The 14,666-nt window shown below is 71.2% G+C and carries 15 protein-coding genes; all 15 read right to left on the reverse strand.

Going from position 1 to position 14,666, the window contains the following annotated elements:
- Positions 1-18 precede the first annotated feature (18 nt).
- Complete coding sequence (locus tag J2Y70_RS08270; protein WP_309915733.1) at positions 19-2,901, reverse strand: diguanylate cyclase; 2,883 nt, start codon at positions 2,899-2,901, stop codon at positions 19-21.
- Positions 2,902-3,097: 196 nt separating this feature from the next.
- Positions 3,098-3,889, reverse strand: coding sequence for a flagellar biosynthetic protein FliR (fliR, locus tag J2Y70_RS08275; RefSeq protein WP_263398243.1), 792 nt, complete (start codon positions 3,887-3,889; stop codon positions 3,098-3,100).
- Positions 3,890-4,025: 136 nt separating this feature from the next.
- Positions 4,026-4,298 carry a flagellar biosynthetic protein FliQ gene (locus J2Y70_RS08280; protein ID WP_263398244.1) on the reverse strand — a complete coding sequence of 91 codons (273 nt, stop codon included), beginning with the start codon at positions 4,296-4,298 and terminating at the stop codon, positions 4,026-4,028.
- A gap of 4 nt (positions 4,299-4,302) precedes the next feature.
- The gene (fliP, locus tag J2Y70_RS08285) at positions 4,303-5,133 is read right to left on the reverse strand and encodes a flagellar type III secretion system pore protein FliP (protein WP_263398245.1); all 831 of its coding nucleotides are present in this window, start codon (positions 5,131-5,133) and stop codon (positions 4,303-4,305) included.
- A gap of 2 nt (positions 5,134-5,135) precedes the next feature.
- A complete protein-coding gene (gene fliO, locus J2Y70_RS08290; protein ID WP_263398246.1) occupies positions 5,136-5,552 on the reverse strand; it encodes a flagellar biosynthetic protein FliO in 417 nt (138 codons plus the stop codon).
- Positions 5,549-5,890 carry a flagellar motor switch protein FliN gene (gene fliN, locus J2Y70_RS08295; RefSeq protein ID WP_263398247.1) on the reverse strand — a complete coding sequence of 114 codons (342 nt, stop codon included), beginning with the start codon at positions 5,888-5,890 and terminating at the stop codon, positions 5,549-5,551. Before fliN ends, fliO begins: the two co-directional genes overlap by 4 nt.
- A complete protein-coding gene (fliM, locus tag J2Y70_RS08300) occupies positions 5,887-6,894 on the reverse strand; it encodes a flagellar motor switch protein FliM (protein ID WP_263398248.1) in 1,008 nt (335 codons plus the stop codon). The genes fliN and fliM overlap by 4 nt, the downstream gene beginning before the upstream one ends.
- Before the next feature lie 12 nt (positions 6,895-6,906).
- A complete protein-coding gene (locus J2Y70_RS08305; protein WP_263398249.1) occupies positions 6,907-7,434 on the reverse strand; it encodes a flagellar basal body-associated FliL family protein in 528 nt (175 codons plus the stop codon).
- 226 nt (positions 7,435-7,660) lie between these two features.
- Positions 7,661-8,956, reverse strand: coding sequence for a flagellar hook-length control protein FliK (locus J2Y70_RS08310; RefSeq protein ID WP_309915741.1), 1,296 nt, complete (start codon positions 8,954-8,956; stop codon positions 7,661-7,663).
- Complete coding sequence (gene fliJ, locus J2Y70_RS08315) at positions 8,953-9,420, reverse strand: flagellar export protein FliJ (RefSeq protein ID WP_263109388.1); 468 nt, start codon at positions 9,418-9,420, stop codon at positions 8,953-8,955. The genes J2Y70_RS08310 and fliJ overlap by 4 nt, the downstream gene beginning before the upstream one ends.
- 3 nt (positions 9,421-9,423) lie before the next feature.
- Complete coding sequence (locus tag J2Y70_RS08320; RefSeq protein ID WP_263398251.1) at positions 9,424-10,800, reverse strand: FliI/YscN family ATPase; 1,377 nt, start codon at positions 10,798-10,800, stop codon at positions 9,424-9,426.
- On the reverse strand, positions 10,797-11,420 hold the full coding sequence (locus J2Y70_RS08325; protein WP_263398252.1) for a FliH/SctL family protein: 624 nt from the start codon (positions 11,418-11,420) through the stop codon (positions 10,797-10,799). The genes J2Y70_RS08320 and J2Y70_RS08325 overlap by 4 nt, the downstream gene beginning before the upstream one ends.
- Positions 11,417-12,406: a flagellar motor switch protein FliG gene (gene fliG, locus J2Y70_RS08330; RefSeq protein WP_263398454.1), complete on the reverse strand. Its 990-nt coding sequence runs from the start codon at positions 12,404-12,406 to the stop codon at positions 11,417-11,419. The genes J2Y70_RS08325 and fliG overlap by 4 nt, the downstream gene beginning before the upstream one ends.
- A 10-nt stretch (positions 12,407-12,416) precedes the next feature.
- On the reverse strand, positions 12,417-14,123 hold the full coding sequence (fliF, locus tag J2Y70_RS08335) for a flagellar basal-body MS-ring/collar protein FliF (RefSeq protein ID WP_263398253.1): 1,707 nt from the start codon (positions 14,121-14,123) through the stop codon (positions 12,417-12,419).
- Positions 14,124-14,134: 11 nt separating this feature from the next.
- Entirely contained in the window at positions 14,135-14,497 is a 363-nt protein-coding gene (fliE, locus tag J2Y70_RS08340; protein WP_309915749.1) for a flagellar hook-basal body complex protein FliE, read from the reverse strand.
- Positions 14,498-14,666 lie beyond the last annotated feature (169 nt).

A 14,666-nucleotide genomic window follows, 5' to 3' on the forward strand; every position in this document is an offset into this window, starting at 1 on the left:
CGCTTGAGCCGCCGCCGTTCAAGACGGCAGCGCTTCTCCCTGCGCCGGGTCCAGGTGCAGCTCGACCCGGTTGCGGCCGCCATGCTTGGCCCGATACAGCGCGTCGTCGGCGCGGCTGAGCAATTGCTGCACGGTCTCGCCCGGGCGGTACCAGGCCACGCCGATCGAGGCGGTGACCTCGAGCATGCCGGCATCGGTCAGGAACGGCGTGGCGCCGACCACCTGGTGCAGGGCATGCAGCCGGGTCCGTGCCGGCGGCGCCAGGCCCGGCAGCACCGCCAGCAGTTCTTCGCCGCCGTAGCGGCCGATCAGGTCGGCGCCGCGCAGGTTCGCGTTCATGCGCCGGCCGACCCGCGCCAGCACCGCATCGCCGACCAGGTGGCCGTGCAGGTCGTTGACGTGCTTGAAATGGTCCAGGTCGATCATCGCCACCGCCAGCGCGCTGCCGTCGCTGCGGCTGTGCTGCATCTGCGCGGCCAGGGCATCGAGGATGCCGACGCGGTTGAGCAGGCCGGTCAGGTCGTCGCGGACCGCCTTCAGCGCCAGCGCGGCGCGGGCGACCTCCAGTTCGCGCTTGTCGTGTTCCAGTTCGCGGGTGCGCTCGGCGACCAGCCGCGCCAGGGTGCGCTCGCGCGCCAGCAGTTGTTTCACCCGCCAGCGCCACACCGCGGTCACCAGCAGCGCGGCGGCCAGCGCGTACGCCATCCACGCCAGCGGGCTGCGCCACCATGGCGGCAGGATCACGAACTCCAGGCGCGCCACCTCGCTGCGCGCGCGCTGGCGCTCGTCCAGCGCCTGCACCTCCAGCGCGTAGCGGCCCGGCGACAGCAGGGTATAGGTCAGATGTGCCTGTTCGGTGTCGGCCCATTGCTCCTGCAGGCCCTCGAGGCGGTAGCGGAAGCGCAGGGTGTCGTTGCCGCCGACCGCGCCGGGCACCGCGAAGGCGATCTCGATCGGCTGCTGCGACCACGGCAGCTGCGCGCCGGCGGTGACCGCGCGGCCGCCGCGGGTGGCGTGCAGCAACTGCAGGTGCAGCGGCCGCGCGGCGAACAGCCGCGCCGGGTCCAGCACCTGGCTGAGGCCCTTGCTGTTGCCGATCCAGACCGAGCCGTCGGCATCCTCGAAGAACGCCGATTCGGAGGTGTCGTCCCACAGCAGGCCCTCGGCCTGGGTCACGCGGATCCAGCGTCCGTCCGACCACAGGTCCAGGCCCTGGCTGCTGCCGACCCACAGCCGTTGCTGCCGGTCCTGCCGCAGCACGTAGGGCACGATCCGCGCCAGCAGCGGATCGTCGACCTTGCGCACGAACAGGGTAGCGCTGCGCGGGTCGAAGCGCCCGTGCCAGACGCCGACGTCGCCGAACGACAGCCAGGCCTCGTCGCTGGCGTTGATGGTGAACTTGTCCAGTTCCGCGTCCGGCACCGCGCCGCGCAGGCGGACCGGTTGCCAGCGCTGCGCCTGGTGCAGGTACAGGCCGTGGTCGCCGACCAGCCACAGGCGGCCGCGCGCGTCGTAGCCGCCGCTGCTGAAATGGTCGCGCGGCAGGTCGGGCGCCGGCCGTGCCTGGCGTTCGCCCGGCGCCAGCAGGAACGCGCCACGGGTGGTCAGCAGCCACAGCGTGCCGGCGTCGTCGAAGAACATCCATTTCAGCGACGCCGGCGCCCTGGCGATCTCGTGCATGCGGCCGCTGCCGCGGTCCAGGCGCAGCACCCGGCCGGACGACTGGCCCAGCCACAGGGTGCCGTCGGCGGCGTCGACCAGCTGCACGGTCTGGCGCAGCGGTTGCCCGTCGCGGTCGGTCAGCGGGCGCATGCGGCCGCTGCCGGCGTCGAGCACGTTGGCGCCCATTTCGCTGCCGACGTACAGGCGGCCGTCGCCGCGGCTGCGCATGACCGCCCAGGTCGGCCCGGTGGCCAGCCCCTGCGGTTCCTCCCAGTGCTGGATCACGCCGTAGCCGAGCCAGCGCTGCACGCCGCGGCCGCGGGTGCCCATCCACAGGCGGCCCTGGCGATCGCTGAGCAGGGCGCAGATATTGGCCGCCAGCGCGCCCAGGCCCTGGGTGCGGTCGAAGGCGCGCCAGCGTCCGTCTTCCCAGCGCAGCAGGCCGGTATCGCTGCGGGTCAGCACCCGGCCGTGGGCGTCCTCCACCAGATTGATGCCGACCGCGACCGTGGACAGCTCGCTGCCTGGCGGCGGCGCGCGTTCGGCGAAGCCCGCCGTGCCGGCCGGCCACGCCAGCACATGGTGGACGCCGCGCGCCCACAGCGTACCGTCGCGGCCGCGCAGCAGCGCCAGCCAGCGGTCCTCGGGAACGCCCTCGGCGCGGCCGAGCCGGCGCAGCCGGCCCTGCGCATCCAGCCGGCACAGTTGCCGGCCGCAGCCCATCCACAACGCGTCGCCGATCGCGGCGACGCTGGAGATCTCGGCCAGGGCGGTGCCGTCGGCGCTGCGCAGCGGCGCGACCAGCCAGCGGCCGTCGGCGCCGGCGGCGATCCGCAGCGGCCGCTTGTCGCTGAGCGCGACGAGTCCGTCGCCGAATGCGGCCAGGGAGCTGCCCTGGTCGATCGGCAGGCGCCGGCCGTCGGCGCCGGGGACCGCGGCAAAGCGCCGCCCATCGCCGACGTACAGCGCATTGGAGGCGCCGACCCACATGCGCTGGCGGCGGTCTTCGGCGATCGCATAGACCAGCGGACTGCCGAGGCCGGCATCGGCGCCGACCTGCTCGAAGCGTTCGCGCTCGTAGCGGTGCAGGCCCAGTTCGGTGCAGGCCCAGACCACGCCCTGCCGATCGGCGTACAGGCAGTTGACGCTCAGGCCCTGCAGGCCGTCGGATTGCGCGTAGTCGCGGAAGCTGTACTCCTGCGCCAGCGCGGCGCCGGCCCAGGCGCACAGCGCGAGCACGGCGGCGAACCGCCATGCGCGAGCGCGCGGCGGGGAGGGCGACGACGGCGGGTGGCTGATCGGCACGGCGATGACTGGCGTCCCCGGAAGGCGCTGCGCGACGGTGGGCGCTGCACCTGCAACACCCCTGGAACAAGGGTATCGGCGCAGCGGGGCGAGGCTTGAATGGCGCGCGGACCCGCTTGCGCGAGTGCGCCTAGGCGGTCACTTGTCGGGCGGCGTCGAAGGCGGCATCGAACAGGCGCTGCACCGGCGGTCCCATTTCCCCGACCAGCACCGCCAGCAGCGCCAGGCCGAGCACCACCGCCACCGGCAGGCCGAGCTGGATCGGGTTCAGCGCCGGTGCGGCCTTGGCCAGCGCGCCGAAGGCCAGGTTCACCGCCAGCATCGCCACCATCACCGGCAGCGCCAGGGTCACCGCGCCGCGCATCATGCTCATGAAGAAATCCGGCGCCACCGAGGCCATCGCCTGCGCGTCCGGCAGCGCATTGCCGATCGGCAGCGCCTTGTAGCTGTCCACCAGCAGCTGCACCACGGCCAGGTGGCCGTTGGCGGTGAAGAACAGCAGGCCGAAGGCCAGGTAGAACCATTGCCCGATCACCCCGGAGGTGACGCCGCGCAACGGATCGGCCATCTGCGCGAAGCCCAGGCCGGTGCTCTGCGACACCAGTTCCCCGGCCAGCGCGCCGGCCTCGAAGATCAGCCGCAGCATGAAGCCCATGCTCGCCCCGACCGCCAGCTCGCGCGCCACGCTCAGCACCACCGCGGCATCGAATCCGTCCCAGTCCGGTACCGGTGGCAGCAGCGGCGCCAGCGCCATCGCCAGCGTCGCCGCCAGCATCACCCGGATCCGCGCCGGCACCGCGCGGGTGCCGACCAGCGGCATCACCATCAGCATCGCGCCGATGCGCAGCATGGTCCACAGGATCGCGCCGACCATCGCGAAGGCCTGCTGACCATCGATGACCATCTGGGTTGCCGAATCCATCAGGCGGGGACCAGGGCGGGGACCGGGGACCGGGGACCGGGCACCCGAAGAGCGCGTAGCGGGAAAGCTCCGAGGCTGCCCCTGCTTTTCCGGGTCCCTGGTCCCCGGTCCCCGGTCCCGTTCTCGCCAGCCACGCCTAGCCCCCGATCAGATGCGGAATGCGCTGGAACAGCATGGTGGTGTACTCGACCAGGTGCGCCAGCAGCATGCTGCCGGTGGCGAACAGCATCGCGGTCAGGGCGACCACCTTGGCGACGAAGGCGATGGTCGGCTCGTTGAGCTGGGTGGCGGCCTGGAACACGCCGATCACCACGCCCACCACCAGCATCGACAGCAGCAGCGGGCCGGCCACCCACAGCACGGTGATCAGGCCGCCGCGCAGTTCGGTCAACGCCAGTTCGGGACTCATCGGCTCAGACTCCGTTGAAGCTGGCGGCGAGGGTGCCGACGGTCAGCACCCAGCCGTCGACCAGCACGAACAGCAGGATCTTGAACGGCGCCGAGACCAGCATCGGCGACATCATCATCATGCCCATCGACATCAGCACGCTGGCCACCACCAGGTCGATGATCACGAACGGGATGAAGATCAGGAAGCCGATCTCGAAGGCGGTCTTCAGTTCCGAGGTCACGAACGAGGCCACCAGCACCGGGAACGGGATCGCGTCGGGACCGCTGTAGGTGCCGTTGCCGGCCATGCCGGCGAAGGTCATCAGGTCGGCCTCGCGCACCTGCGCCAGCATGAACGCGCGCAACGGCTGGGTGGTCAGGGTCCATGCGGTCTGGAAATCGATCTGGCCGTTGAGGTAGGGGCTCATGCCCTGGCCCCAGGCCTTTTCCCACACCGGCATCATCACCAGCGCGGTCAGGAACAGCGCCAGGCCCATCAGCACCTGGTTGGACGGGGTCTGCCCGGTGCCCATCGCCTGGCGCAGCAGGCCGAGCACGATGGTGATGCGGGTGAACGCGGTCAGCACCAGCAGCATCGACGGCAGCAGGGTGATCGCGGTCATCAGCAGCAGCGTCTGCAGCGGCAGGCTCACCGGTTGCGCGCCGACCTTGCCGACGTTGACCTGCGGCAGCGACGGCAGGGTCGGCGCGGCGTTCTGCGCGGCCGGTGCCGGCGTGGCCGGCGCCGCGGCGGGCGCGGCCTGGGCCCAGCCCAGCGCCGGCAGCAGGCTCAGCGTCAGCAGGATCAACAGCAGGCGCAGGCCGCGCGCGTAACGGTTCCAACGAAGCAACATGGTCATTTGTCCTTGCGCAGCTTCTGCGCCAGCAGCTGGGCGAAATCGGGGAGGTTCTTGAGCTGCTTGAGGTTCGGCAGCGACGGCGCCGGTGCCTGCGGCAGCGGCTCGGGCAAGCGATGCAAGGTGCGTACCCCGCCGGCCGACACCCCGAGCAGCAACTGCTCGCCGTTGACGTCGACCACCACCACGCGCTCCTTGGCGCCGACCGCCAGGCTGGCCACCACGCGCAGCCCTTCGGCCGGGCGGAAGCCGCTGCCGGGCAGGCGCTTGAGCACCCAGGCCATGCCCAGGATCAGGCCGAGCACCAGCAGCAGGGCCAGCACCGCACCGAACAGGCTGGGCGGCGACGGCGCGGCGCTGCCGACGCCCGAGGCGGACTTGGCCGCCTGGGTGGCGGCTGCGAGCAATAGGCTCACCGCAGTCTCCGGATGCGTTCGGTGGGGCTGACCACGTCGGTCAGGCGCACGCCGAAGCGGTCGTTGATCGTCACCACCTCGCCATGCGCGATCAGGGTGCCGTTGACGTACACGTCCAGCGGTTCGCCGGCGCCGCGCTCCAGTTCCACCACCGAGCCCTGGTTGAGCTGCAGCAGGTTGCGGATCGGGATGCGGTTGCGGCCGACTTCCAGCGACAGCGTCACCGGCACGTCCAGGATCATGTCAAGGTTCAGGTCGTTGCCGATGCCCCCATGGGACTCCGGCTGCAGGCTGTCGAACTGGGTCGGGATCGGCTCGGGGATGTCGTTCTGGCTCATGACGCGTCTTCCTGGAAGGCGGGGCGGCGGCGCAGCGCGCCCGGGGGTTGGTTCGAAGTGATCTTCACGGCGTTCTGGCCGCGCGAGATGCCGAATTCGCCGGTGAACAGCGGGATGTTCTCCACGCACAACGGCACCTGCTTGGGCAGGTCGATCGGCAGCACGTCGCCGATCTTCAGCCGGGTCAGCTCGCGCAGGGTCATCTGCTTTTGCGCCAGCACGCTGGAGATGGTGACCTCGGCGGTATTGAGCTGCTCGCGCAGCATCACGTTCCAGCTCTCGTCGCGGTCCACGCGGTCGCTCTGGATGCCGGCGTCGAGCAGTTCGCGGATCGGCTCGAGCATCGAATACGGCAGGGTGATGTGGATCTCGCCGCCGCCGCCTTCCAGTTCCACATGGAAGCGGCTGACCACCACGTACTCGCGCGGGGTGACGATGTTGGCGAAGTGCGGGTTGACCTCGGAATTGAGGTACTCGAACTCCACTTCCATCACCGGCGCCCAGGCCTCGTGCAGGTCGGCGAAGGTCTGCTTGAGCATCAGCTGGATCACCCGCATCTCGGTCGGGGTGAATTCGCGGCCTTCGATGCGGGTGGGGTAGCGGCCGTCGCCGCCGAAGAAGTTGTCGACCACGGTGAACACCAGGGTCGGCTCGAACACGATCAGGCCGGTGCCGCGCAGCGGCTTGAACTTGATCAGGTTGAGGTTGCTGGGCACGTACAGCGAGTGCATGTAGTCGTTGAACTTGATCAGGTCGATGCCGCGCACCGACAGGTCGGCCGAGCGCCGGATCAGGTTGAACAGGCCGATCCGCCACAGCCGCGCGAAACGCTCGTTGACCATCTCCAGGGTCGGCATGCGCCCGCGGATGATCCGGTCCTGGCTGGAGAAGTCGTACTGGCGCGCTTCGCCCGGCGCCGGCGGTGCCGGCCCGGTGTCCACCGCGCCGGCATCGACGCCATGCAGCAGCGCATCGATCTCGTCTTGGGAAAGCAGGTCGGTCATCGCGGCGGCGCCTTACTGGGTCACGAAGCTGGTGAACAGCAGTTCTTCGACGCACTTCTTGCCGGTCTCGGCGGTCATCAGCTTCTGCGCGTCGGCCAGCGCCGCGGCCTGCAGCTTCTTGCGCCCGGCGAGGTCGGCGATGTCCTGCGCCTGCACCTGCGAGAACAGCATCAGCAGGTGCGCGCGGATCGCCGGGGCGTTCTCGGTGATCAGCTTCAGTTCTTCCGGGTCGCGGGTCATCAGCTGCACTTCCATCTGCAGGTAGTGCGGGCCGTCTTCGGCGCTGCCGTTGAGGTTGACCACGAACGCCGGGTCCATCGCGAAGTACTGCGCCGGCTTGGGCAGTTCGGCGGTCTTGGCCGCGGCCTTGGCGTGGGCGTCGTCGGGCTTCTTCAGGAAGAACCACGCGCCGGCGCCGCCGCCGCCGAGCACCAGCACCGCGGCGGCGAGGATGATCAGCAGCTTCTTCTTCGACTTGCCGCCCTCGGGGGCATCCTTGGCGTCGGCGGGTTTCTTCGATTTGTCGGCTGCAGCTGCCACGGATTGGCTCCTTGAAGGGGGACTCTGCCCCTAGGGATGCAATCGGTGTGCCGAAACGGCAGCAGTGGCTTGCCGGATATTTGACGGGGGCTGCGACGGCCCGTTGCTGCGGCCGGTTTTCAGCAGGAACCGCAGTCCCGACGGGATTTGTCGGTGCCCGTCGCGGCCGAAGCCGCTCCGGGCAGGGAGCGGTTCGCGCCGCGGCCACCGCGGCGGCGCGGCCGGATTACGCGTAGGCGTCGAGCAGGCCGCGCTGGCGCAGGACCGCCGACGGAATCCCGACGCTGCCCAGCAGCTCGTCGCCGCCGGCTTCGCCGCCGCTCGGCGCGGTGCCCTGCGGAGCGTTCTGCGCGGCGTGCTGTTGCTGCTGGCCGACGTCGGCCTGGCCGAGCTGGAAACCGTGCTGGCCGAGCATCTCGCGCAGCCGCGGCAGGCTGTTCTCCAGCGCCTGGCGCACATCGGCCTGGGCGCTGCTGAAGCTGGCGTTGACCTGGTCGCCGTTCAGGTGCAGGCGCACCTCGACCGGGCCGAGCTCGGCAGGACTGAGCTTGATGTGGGCGTGGCCGATCTTCTGGTCCGCCAGCCAGCTCATGCGCGCGCCCATCGCGTCGTCGAAGTTGTCGCCGTGCAGCTGCGGGGTCGGGGTCGGCGAGCCGGTGAATGGCGCGGCCGCGTCCGCGGTGCGCGACGGGGCGTGGATCCCCGCCGGTCCCACGAGGTTGATCGGATCGGTGCCGGTGCCGGCGGCAGCGCCGCCGTTGTCGGTGGCCTTGTCCGCGACCGCGCTGGCCAGCGCCGCCAGCGCGGCCACCGGTGCCGCGTCATCGCCGCCGCCCGCCGCCTGTGCGGCGGCACCGGCGACCTGCGCCAGCATGCCGCCGAAGCTGCCGGCGGCGACCGCGGCGCTGGCCCCGGTCGCGCCCGGCGTGGCCGCGGTCGTCGCGCCCGCAGCGGCGGCTGCGGGGTCGGTGCCGGCGGCCAGGGCGTCGCCGCCGAGCAGCGCGGCCACGCCCTTGGCCGCGGCGCCGGCCACGCCGATCGCCAGCCCGGCGGCCGCGCCCAGCGGGCCGGCACTGACTGCGGGCAGCGCCGCGCCGAGCACGGGCAACAGGCCCAGGCCGATGCCGGCCAGGCCGGCCGGCGGCCAGCCGGCGTCTTCTTCGCTGTCCTCGCCCTGCTTGGCGTCGGCCTTGGCGCTCTTGGCCGGCGCCTTGGTCTCCTCGCTGCTGCTCTTCTCGCTGTCGCCCGCGGCCTGCGCGCCGGCCTGCGCGCTGCGCGCCGGCTCGCTGGCGGCGTCGTCCGCCGCCTCGGGCCGCTTGGATGCGGCGTCCTTGTCGGCAGAGGCCTGCTGCGACTTGGCGCTGGGGCGCGACGCCGGCTTCGGCGCTGCGTTCGCGTTGTCGTTGCCGAGCAGCGCGGCGAAGTCCTGGCCGCCGCTGCGGTCCGGACCCTGCGCGTCGGCGCCGCCGCCGGGGATGCTGGCGCGGCCGCTGCCGCCCAGTGCGGAAAGTGCGCTGTTCATCGGTTGTCTCCGTGTTCGGTGTCGCTGTCGGCCGCGGCCACCGCCAGGCGCACCCGGCGCGCGCCGAGGTCGTCCATCTCGCGCTGGCTGCGGCGGTCGTCGACCTTGCGTTCCTGGGCGCGGTAGCTGGCCGCCAGTTGTTCCAGCACCTGCTTGTCGCGGCTGGCCAGCAGCAGCCGGCTGCGTTCCATCTCCACCTTCTCGCGGTTGCGGTCCACGGTCTGGCACTGCTGCTGTACCGCGCTCTCCAGGCGGTCCAGGAACGCGCGGCGGTTGGCCAGCTGCGCCAGGCTGGTCGCGGCCATCTGGCTGTTGGCGTATTCCTCGGCGTAGCGGCGCAGTTCTTCCAGCCGCGATTCGTGCGTCTCCAGCGCGCGCTGGCGCTCGGCCAGGTCGCGGGCGACCTCGTCCTCGTGCTGCTGGGCGCGGCGGAGCAGGGGATCGATACGCTGTGATTGCATCATGGCTTAGTTCTCACGTTCGACCAGGCGCTTCAACGCGGCCTGGCTGTGGGGCAGATCTGCGGCCTTGGCGACATCCTGTCCGAGGAATTCCATGATCTCCGGCCAGCGCTCCAGCGCCTCGTCCACGGCCGCATCGTTGCCGCGCTGGTAGGCGCCGATGGTGATCAGGTCGCGATTGGACGAGTACGCCGAGACCAACCGCTTCAGCGCGCGGATGCGCAGCCGCCACGGTTCGTCGGCGATGTCCTGGACCACGCGGCTGACCGAGGATTCGACGTCGATGGCCGGATACAGGCCGCTGTCGGCGACGCGGCGCGAGAGCAGGATGTGGCCGTCGAGGATGGCGCGCGCGGCGTCGGCGATCGGATCCTGCGGATCGTCGCCTTCGGTCAGCACGGTGTAGAAGGCAGTGATCGAGCCGCGGCCCTTGGCGCCGTTGCCGGCGCGCTCGACCAGCGCCGGCAGCTTGGCGAACACCGACGGCGGGTAGCCGCGGGTGGTCGGCGGTTCGCCGACCGACAGGCCGATCTCGCGCTGCGCCTGGGCGAAGCGGGTCAGCGAATCCATCAGCAGCAGCACGTTCAGGCCCTGGTCGCGGAACCATTCGGCGATCGCGGTGGCGCGGTAGGCGCCATGCAGGCGCGCCAACGGCGGGCGGTCGGCCGGGGCGGCGACGACCACCGCGCGGCGCAGGCCTTCCTCGCCCAGCGTGGTCTCGACGAAATCGCGCACTTCGCGGCCGCGTTCGCCGATCAGCCCGACCACGATCACGTCGGCGGCGGTGTAGCGGGTCATCATCCCGAGCAGGGTGGACTTGCCGACGCCGGAGCCGGCGAACAGGCCCACGCGCTGGCCGCGGCCGATCGGCAGCAGCGCATTGATCGCACGCACGCCGACGTCCAGCGGGGTGGTGATCGGCTCGCGCGCCAGCGGGTTGATCGACACGCCGGCCATGCCCACCGAGCCTTCGGCACGGATCGGGCCCTTGCCGTCCAACGGCACGCCGTCCGAGTCGATGACCCGGCCGAGCAGGCCTTCGCCCACTTCCACGCCGCCGCGGCGGCGCACCGGCACCACCCGCGCGTTGGGCAGCAGGCCATGGGTTTCGGCGCTGGGCATCAGCGAGGTGCGCTCGCCGGAGAAGCCGACCACTTCGGCATCGACCCAGCCGCCGTCGACCTCGACCTTGCAGGTGGCGCCCATCGGCGCCTCGCAGCCGACCGCTTCGAGGGTCAGCCCGACCGCGCGGCGCAGGATGCCCTCGCGGATCAGGCCGCGGCCGGCGGCGGCGTCGAGGTCGAGCTGGCCCAGGCGCGAGGCCAGGCGCAGGTTGCGCGCGTCCAGCCAGTCGGCCGGGTGGGTGCCGGACAGCGCGCTCACAGACCCGCTCCGGACTTGCGCATCACCGTTTCCAGCGCCGCGCGCAGGCGCGCTTCCAGGGTGCCGTCGATACGTACCGCTTCGGCGTGCACGCGCAGGTCGCCGCGGCTCAGGGTCAGGTCCGGCACCAGCCGGGTGCCGTCGGCCATCAGCGCCAGCAGCGGGGTCAGCGCGGCGATGTCGTCCGGGTGCAGGCGCACCTCGACCTCGCGGCGCGCGCCGCCGACCGCGTCCAGCGCTTCGCCGACCAAGTCGGCCAGCAGCGCCGGATCGGCCTCGTAGGCGCGCCCGACCAGGCTGCCGGCGATGCGCACGGCCAGCTCGCCGAGCGCGCCGACCACTTCGTTCTCCAGCCGCGCCAGCGGGCGCGAGAAGTTGTCCAGGATGCCTTCGATCTGCGCGGTCAGGCGGCGGATCTCGGCCTGGCCCTGGGCCAGGCCCTCGGCGTGGCCGCGCTCGAAGCCCTCGTGCTGCGCGGCGGCCTCGATCGCCTGGATGTCCTCCAGGCTCGGCGGGCGCAGCACCGGTTCCTCGGGCAGCGACGGCTCTTCGAACTGCGGCTCCGACGGCGGCGCCACGTTAAGTTCCGGCGCCAGCCAGCGCACCACGTTGCCGCTCATACCATCGCCTCCGCACCGGCGCCGCCGAGGCTGATCACGCCTTCATCGGCCAACCGCCGCACGATCGCCAGGATCTCCTTCTGCGCGCCTTCCACGTCGGCCAGGCGCACCGGGCCGCGCGCTTCCATGTCCTCGAGCAGGATCTCGGCCGCGCGCTGGGACATGTTCTTGGTGATCTTCTCGCGCACCTTGATGTCGGCGCCGCGCAGGGCCAGGCCGAGGCGGTCGCCGCTGACTTCGCGCAACAGGGTCTGCAGCGCGCGGTCTTCCAGCTCGACCAGGTTGTCGAACACGAACATCAGGTCCTGGATGCGGGTGCTGAGCTCGGCGTCGATCTTGCCGATCGCCGCCAGCACGCCCTGGTCCTGGCCGCTGTCCATGAAGTTGAGGATGTTGGCGGCGACCTTGACCCCGCCGACGTTGGACGACTTCAGGTTCTGGTTGCCGGAGAACTGCCGCTCCATGATCTCGTTGAGCTCGCTCAGCGCGTTCGGCGGGATGCCGTCGAGCGTGGCGATGCGCATCAGCACGTCGGCGCGGGTGCGCTCGGGCAGCAGCTTCAGCGCCTCGGCGGCCTGGTCGCTGTCCAGGTGCGCCATGACGATGGCGATGATCTGCGGATGCTCGTTGCGCACCAGGTCGGCGACCGCGCGCGGGTCCATCCACTTCAGCGTGTCCAGGCCGGTGGTGTTGCGGCCGAGCAGGATGCGGTCGATCAGCCCGCCGGCCTTGTCGGCGCCCAGCGCCTGCACCAGCACGTTGCGGATGTAGTCGTCGGCACCCACGCCCAGCGAGGTCTTGCTGCCGAGTTCGGAATTGAACTCGTCCATGACCTGCTCGACCTGGTCGCGCGAGATGCCGCTCATGGTCGCCATGGCGATGCCGATCTTCTGCACCTCCTTGGGGTCCATGTGCTTGAGCACCTCGGCCGCGTCGGCTTCGCCGAGCGACAGCAGCAGCACCGCGGCGCGCTGGGTACCGTTCATCGCGCTTGCATCAGGCTTCATTGGCGACCCATCCCTTCACGACTTGTGCGACACGCTTGGAATCCACTTTGACCGCTTCGCGCGCCAGGCGCAGACGCTCCTCGTAGGCGTCGGGCAGGGCGATCGCCGGACGCGCGCCGCCGGCGATGCGGGCGGTGTCCTCGGCCAGCGACGGCAGCAGCGGGTCTTCGTCGTCCAGCATCGAGACGTCGGCGCTGTGCGGTTCGGCCTTGTCCTTGCTCTTGGCCGGCGCCGGGCCGGCGATCTGGCGCAGCGCCGGGCGCAGCACGCCGAACAGCAGGGCCAGCACCACCGCCGCGCCGAGCAGCAGGCGCAACCCGTTCATCACCCGCGGATCTTCCCACCAACCCGGCTTGTCCGCCGCTTCCGGCGCTTCGCGCACGAACGGGGCGTTCATCACCGACACGGTGTCGCCGCGCTCGGCGCTGAAGCCGACCGCCTGCTTGACCAGGCCTTCGATGCGGGTCAGCTCGGCGGCACTGAGCGCCTGCTCGACGGTCTTGCCCTTGGCGCCCGGCCGCGGCACGTGGTCGACCAGCACCGCCACCGACACGCGCTTGATCCTGCCCGGCGGCTGCCGGGTGTGCTGCAGGGTGCGGTCCAACTCGTAGTTGCGGGTGGCGCTCTTGGAGCTTTCGGTCGGGGTCGCGGCGGCGGCCTGCTGGGTGTTGGCCGGGGTCGCGCCCGGGGTGCCGGCGGCGCCGGGCTGTCCTGGCGCGGCGGCGCCGGGCGGGGTGTTGCTGGTCGCGCCGGGCACGCCCTGCGGGCCGGCCGCGGCGGTGCTGCTGTCGCTGACCTGCTCGCTGCGCAGCTTCGGCGGCTCGCCGTTGTACAGCTCGCGCGCTTCCTCGGTGACCGAGAAATCCATGTCCACGCTGACTTCCGGATTGACCCGGCCGGGGCCGGTCATCGGCTCCAGCAGTTCGCGGATGCGCTGGTTGTAGGAGGCTTCCTGGCGCCGCACCTGCTCGAACTGGGCCGCGTTCAGCGCCGCGTCGCTGTTCGGATCGGCGATGGTCAGCATGCGCCCGCTCTGGTCGACCACGGTGACCCGCTCCGGGGTCAGGTCGGGGATGCTGGAGGCGACCATGTTGACGATCGCATCAACCTGGTTGCGCTCCAGGGTGGTGCCGCCGCGCAGTTCCAAGACCACCGAGGCGCTGGCCACTTCGCGCTGGCGGGTGAAGGCGCTGGGCTTGGGAATGGCCAGGTGCACCCGCGCCTCGCGCACCGGGCGCAGGCTGGCGATGGTGCGCGCCAGTTCGGTCTCCAGCGCGTGCTGGTAGCGCGCGTTCTCGACGAACTGGCTGACGCCGAAGCCCGGGTCCTTCTCCATCACCTCGAAGCCCATGTTGCCGGTGTCGGTCAGGCCGGCGCCGGCCAGCTTCAGCCGCGCGTCGTAGAGCTTGTCCTCCGGCACGGTGATCGCGCCGGTGGTCGGGTCGAGCTTGAACGGGATCTGCGCGGTGCGCAGCAGGTCGGTGGCCTCGGCCGTGCCCTTTTCGTCCAGGCCGGTGTACAGCGGGGTGAACGCGGGCTTCTGCGACCAGAAGAACACGAACAGGCCGGCGGCCACGGCCACCGCGATCATCGCCATCAGGCCGAGGCGACGGGTGATCTGCAGGCTCTGCAGGCGATCGAACCAGGCACCTGCCTTTTCGCCGTTGAGGGTTTCTTTGCTGAGCGCAAGGGCCATCGTCGTCTACCTTACAGCGGCATGTTCATCACGTCCTGGTACGCCTGGACGAGTCGGTTGCGGACTTCCACGGTGGCGCGGAACGCCACCTGGGACTGTTGCGCGGCCATCATCACCTTGGCCAGGCCGGCGTTGGGGTCGCCCATTTCGAAAGCCTTGGCCAGATTGCCGGCCTTCTGCTGGGTTTCGTTGACCCCGCTGAGCGCGCTGCGCAGGGTCTCGCTGAAGCTCAGTCCCTGCGTGCCCTGGGTCCCGGTCAGGCCCTCGATCGCATTGCTGCGCCCGGCATCGGCCACCTGCGCGGGCGCGGCCTGGCCGACCTGGCTCTGGTAGCTGCGGATCTGCGAGAGGATGGAACTGATGGAGTCGCTCATACGGGGATGTCCATGCCAGGGCGGCTACCCGGGATGGATGCAAGCCGTGTGCCGAAATCTGGCGGGTGCCGATCGGCTGCCCGGACGGACGGGCGAATGCGTCGCTGCGTCGAACGGCACGAGGCTCGCGCGTACCCTCATCCGCCCCTTCGGGGCACCTTCTCCCGGG

The organism is Xanthomonas sp. 1678 (assembly GCF_031455575.1).
Taxonomy (GTDB): domain Bacteria; phylum Pseudomonadota; class Gammaproteobacteria; order Xanthomonadales; family Xanthomonadaceae; genus Xanthomonas_A.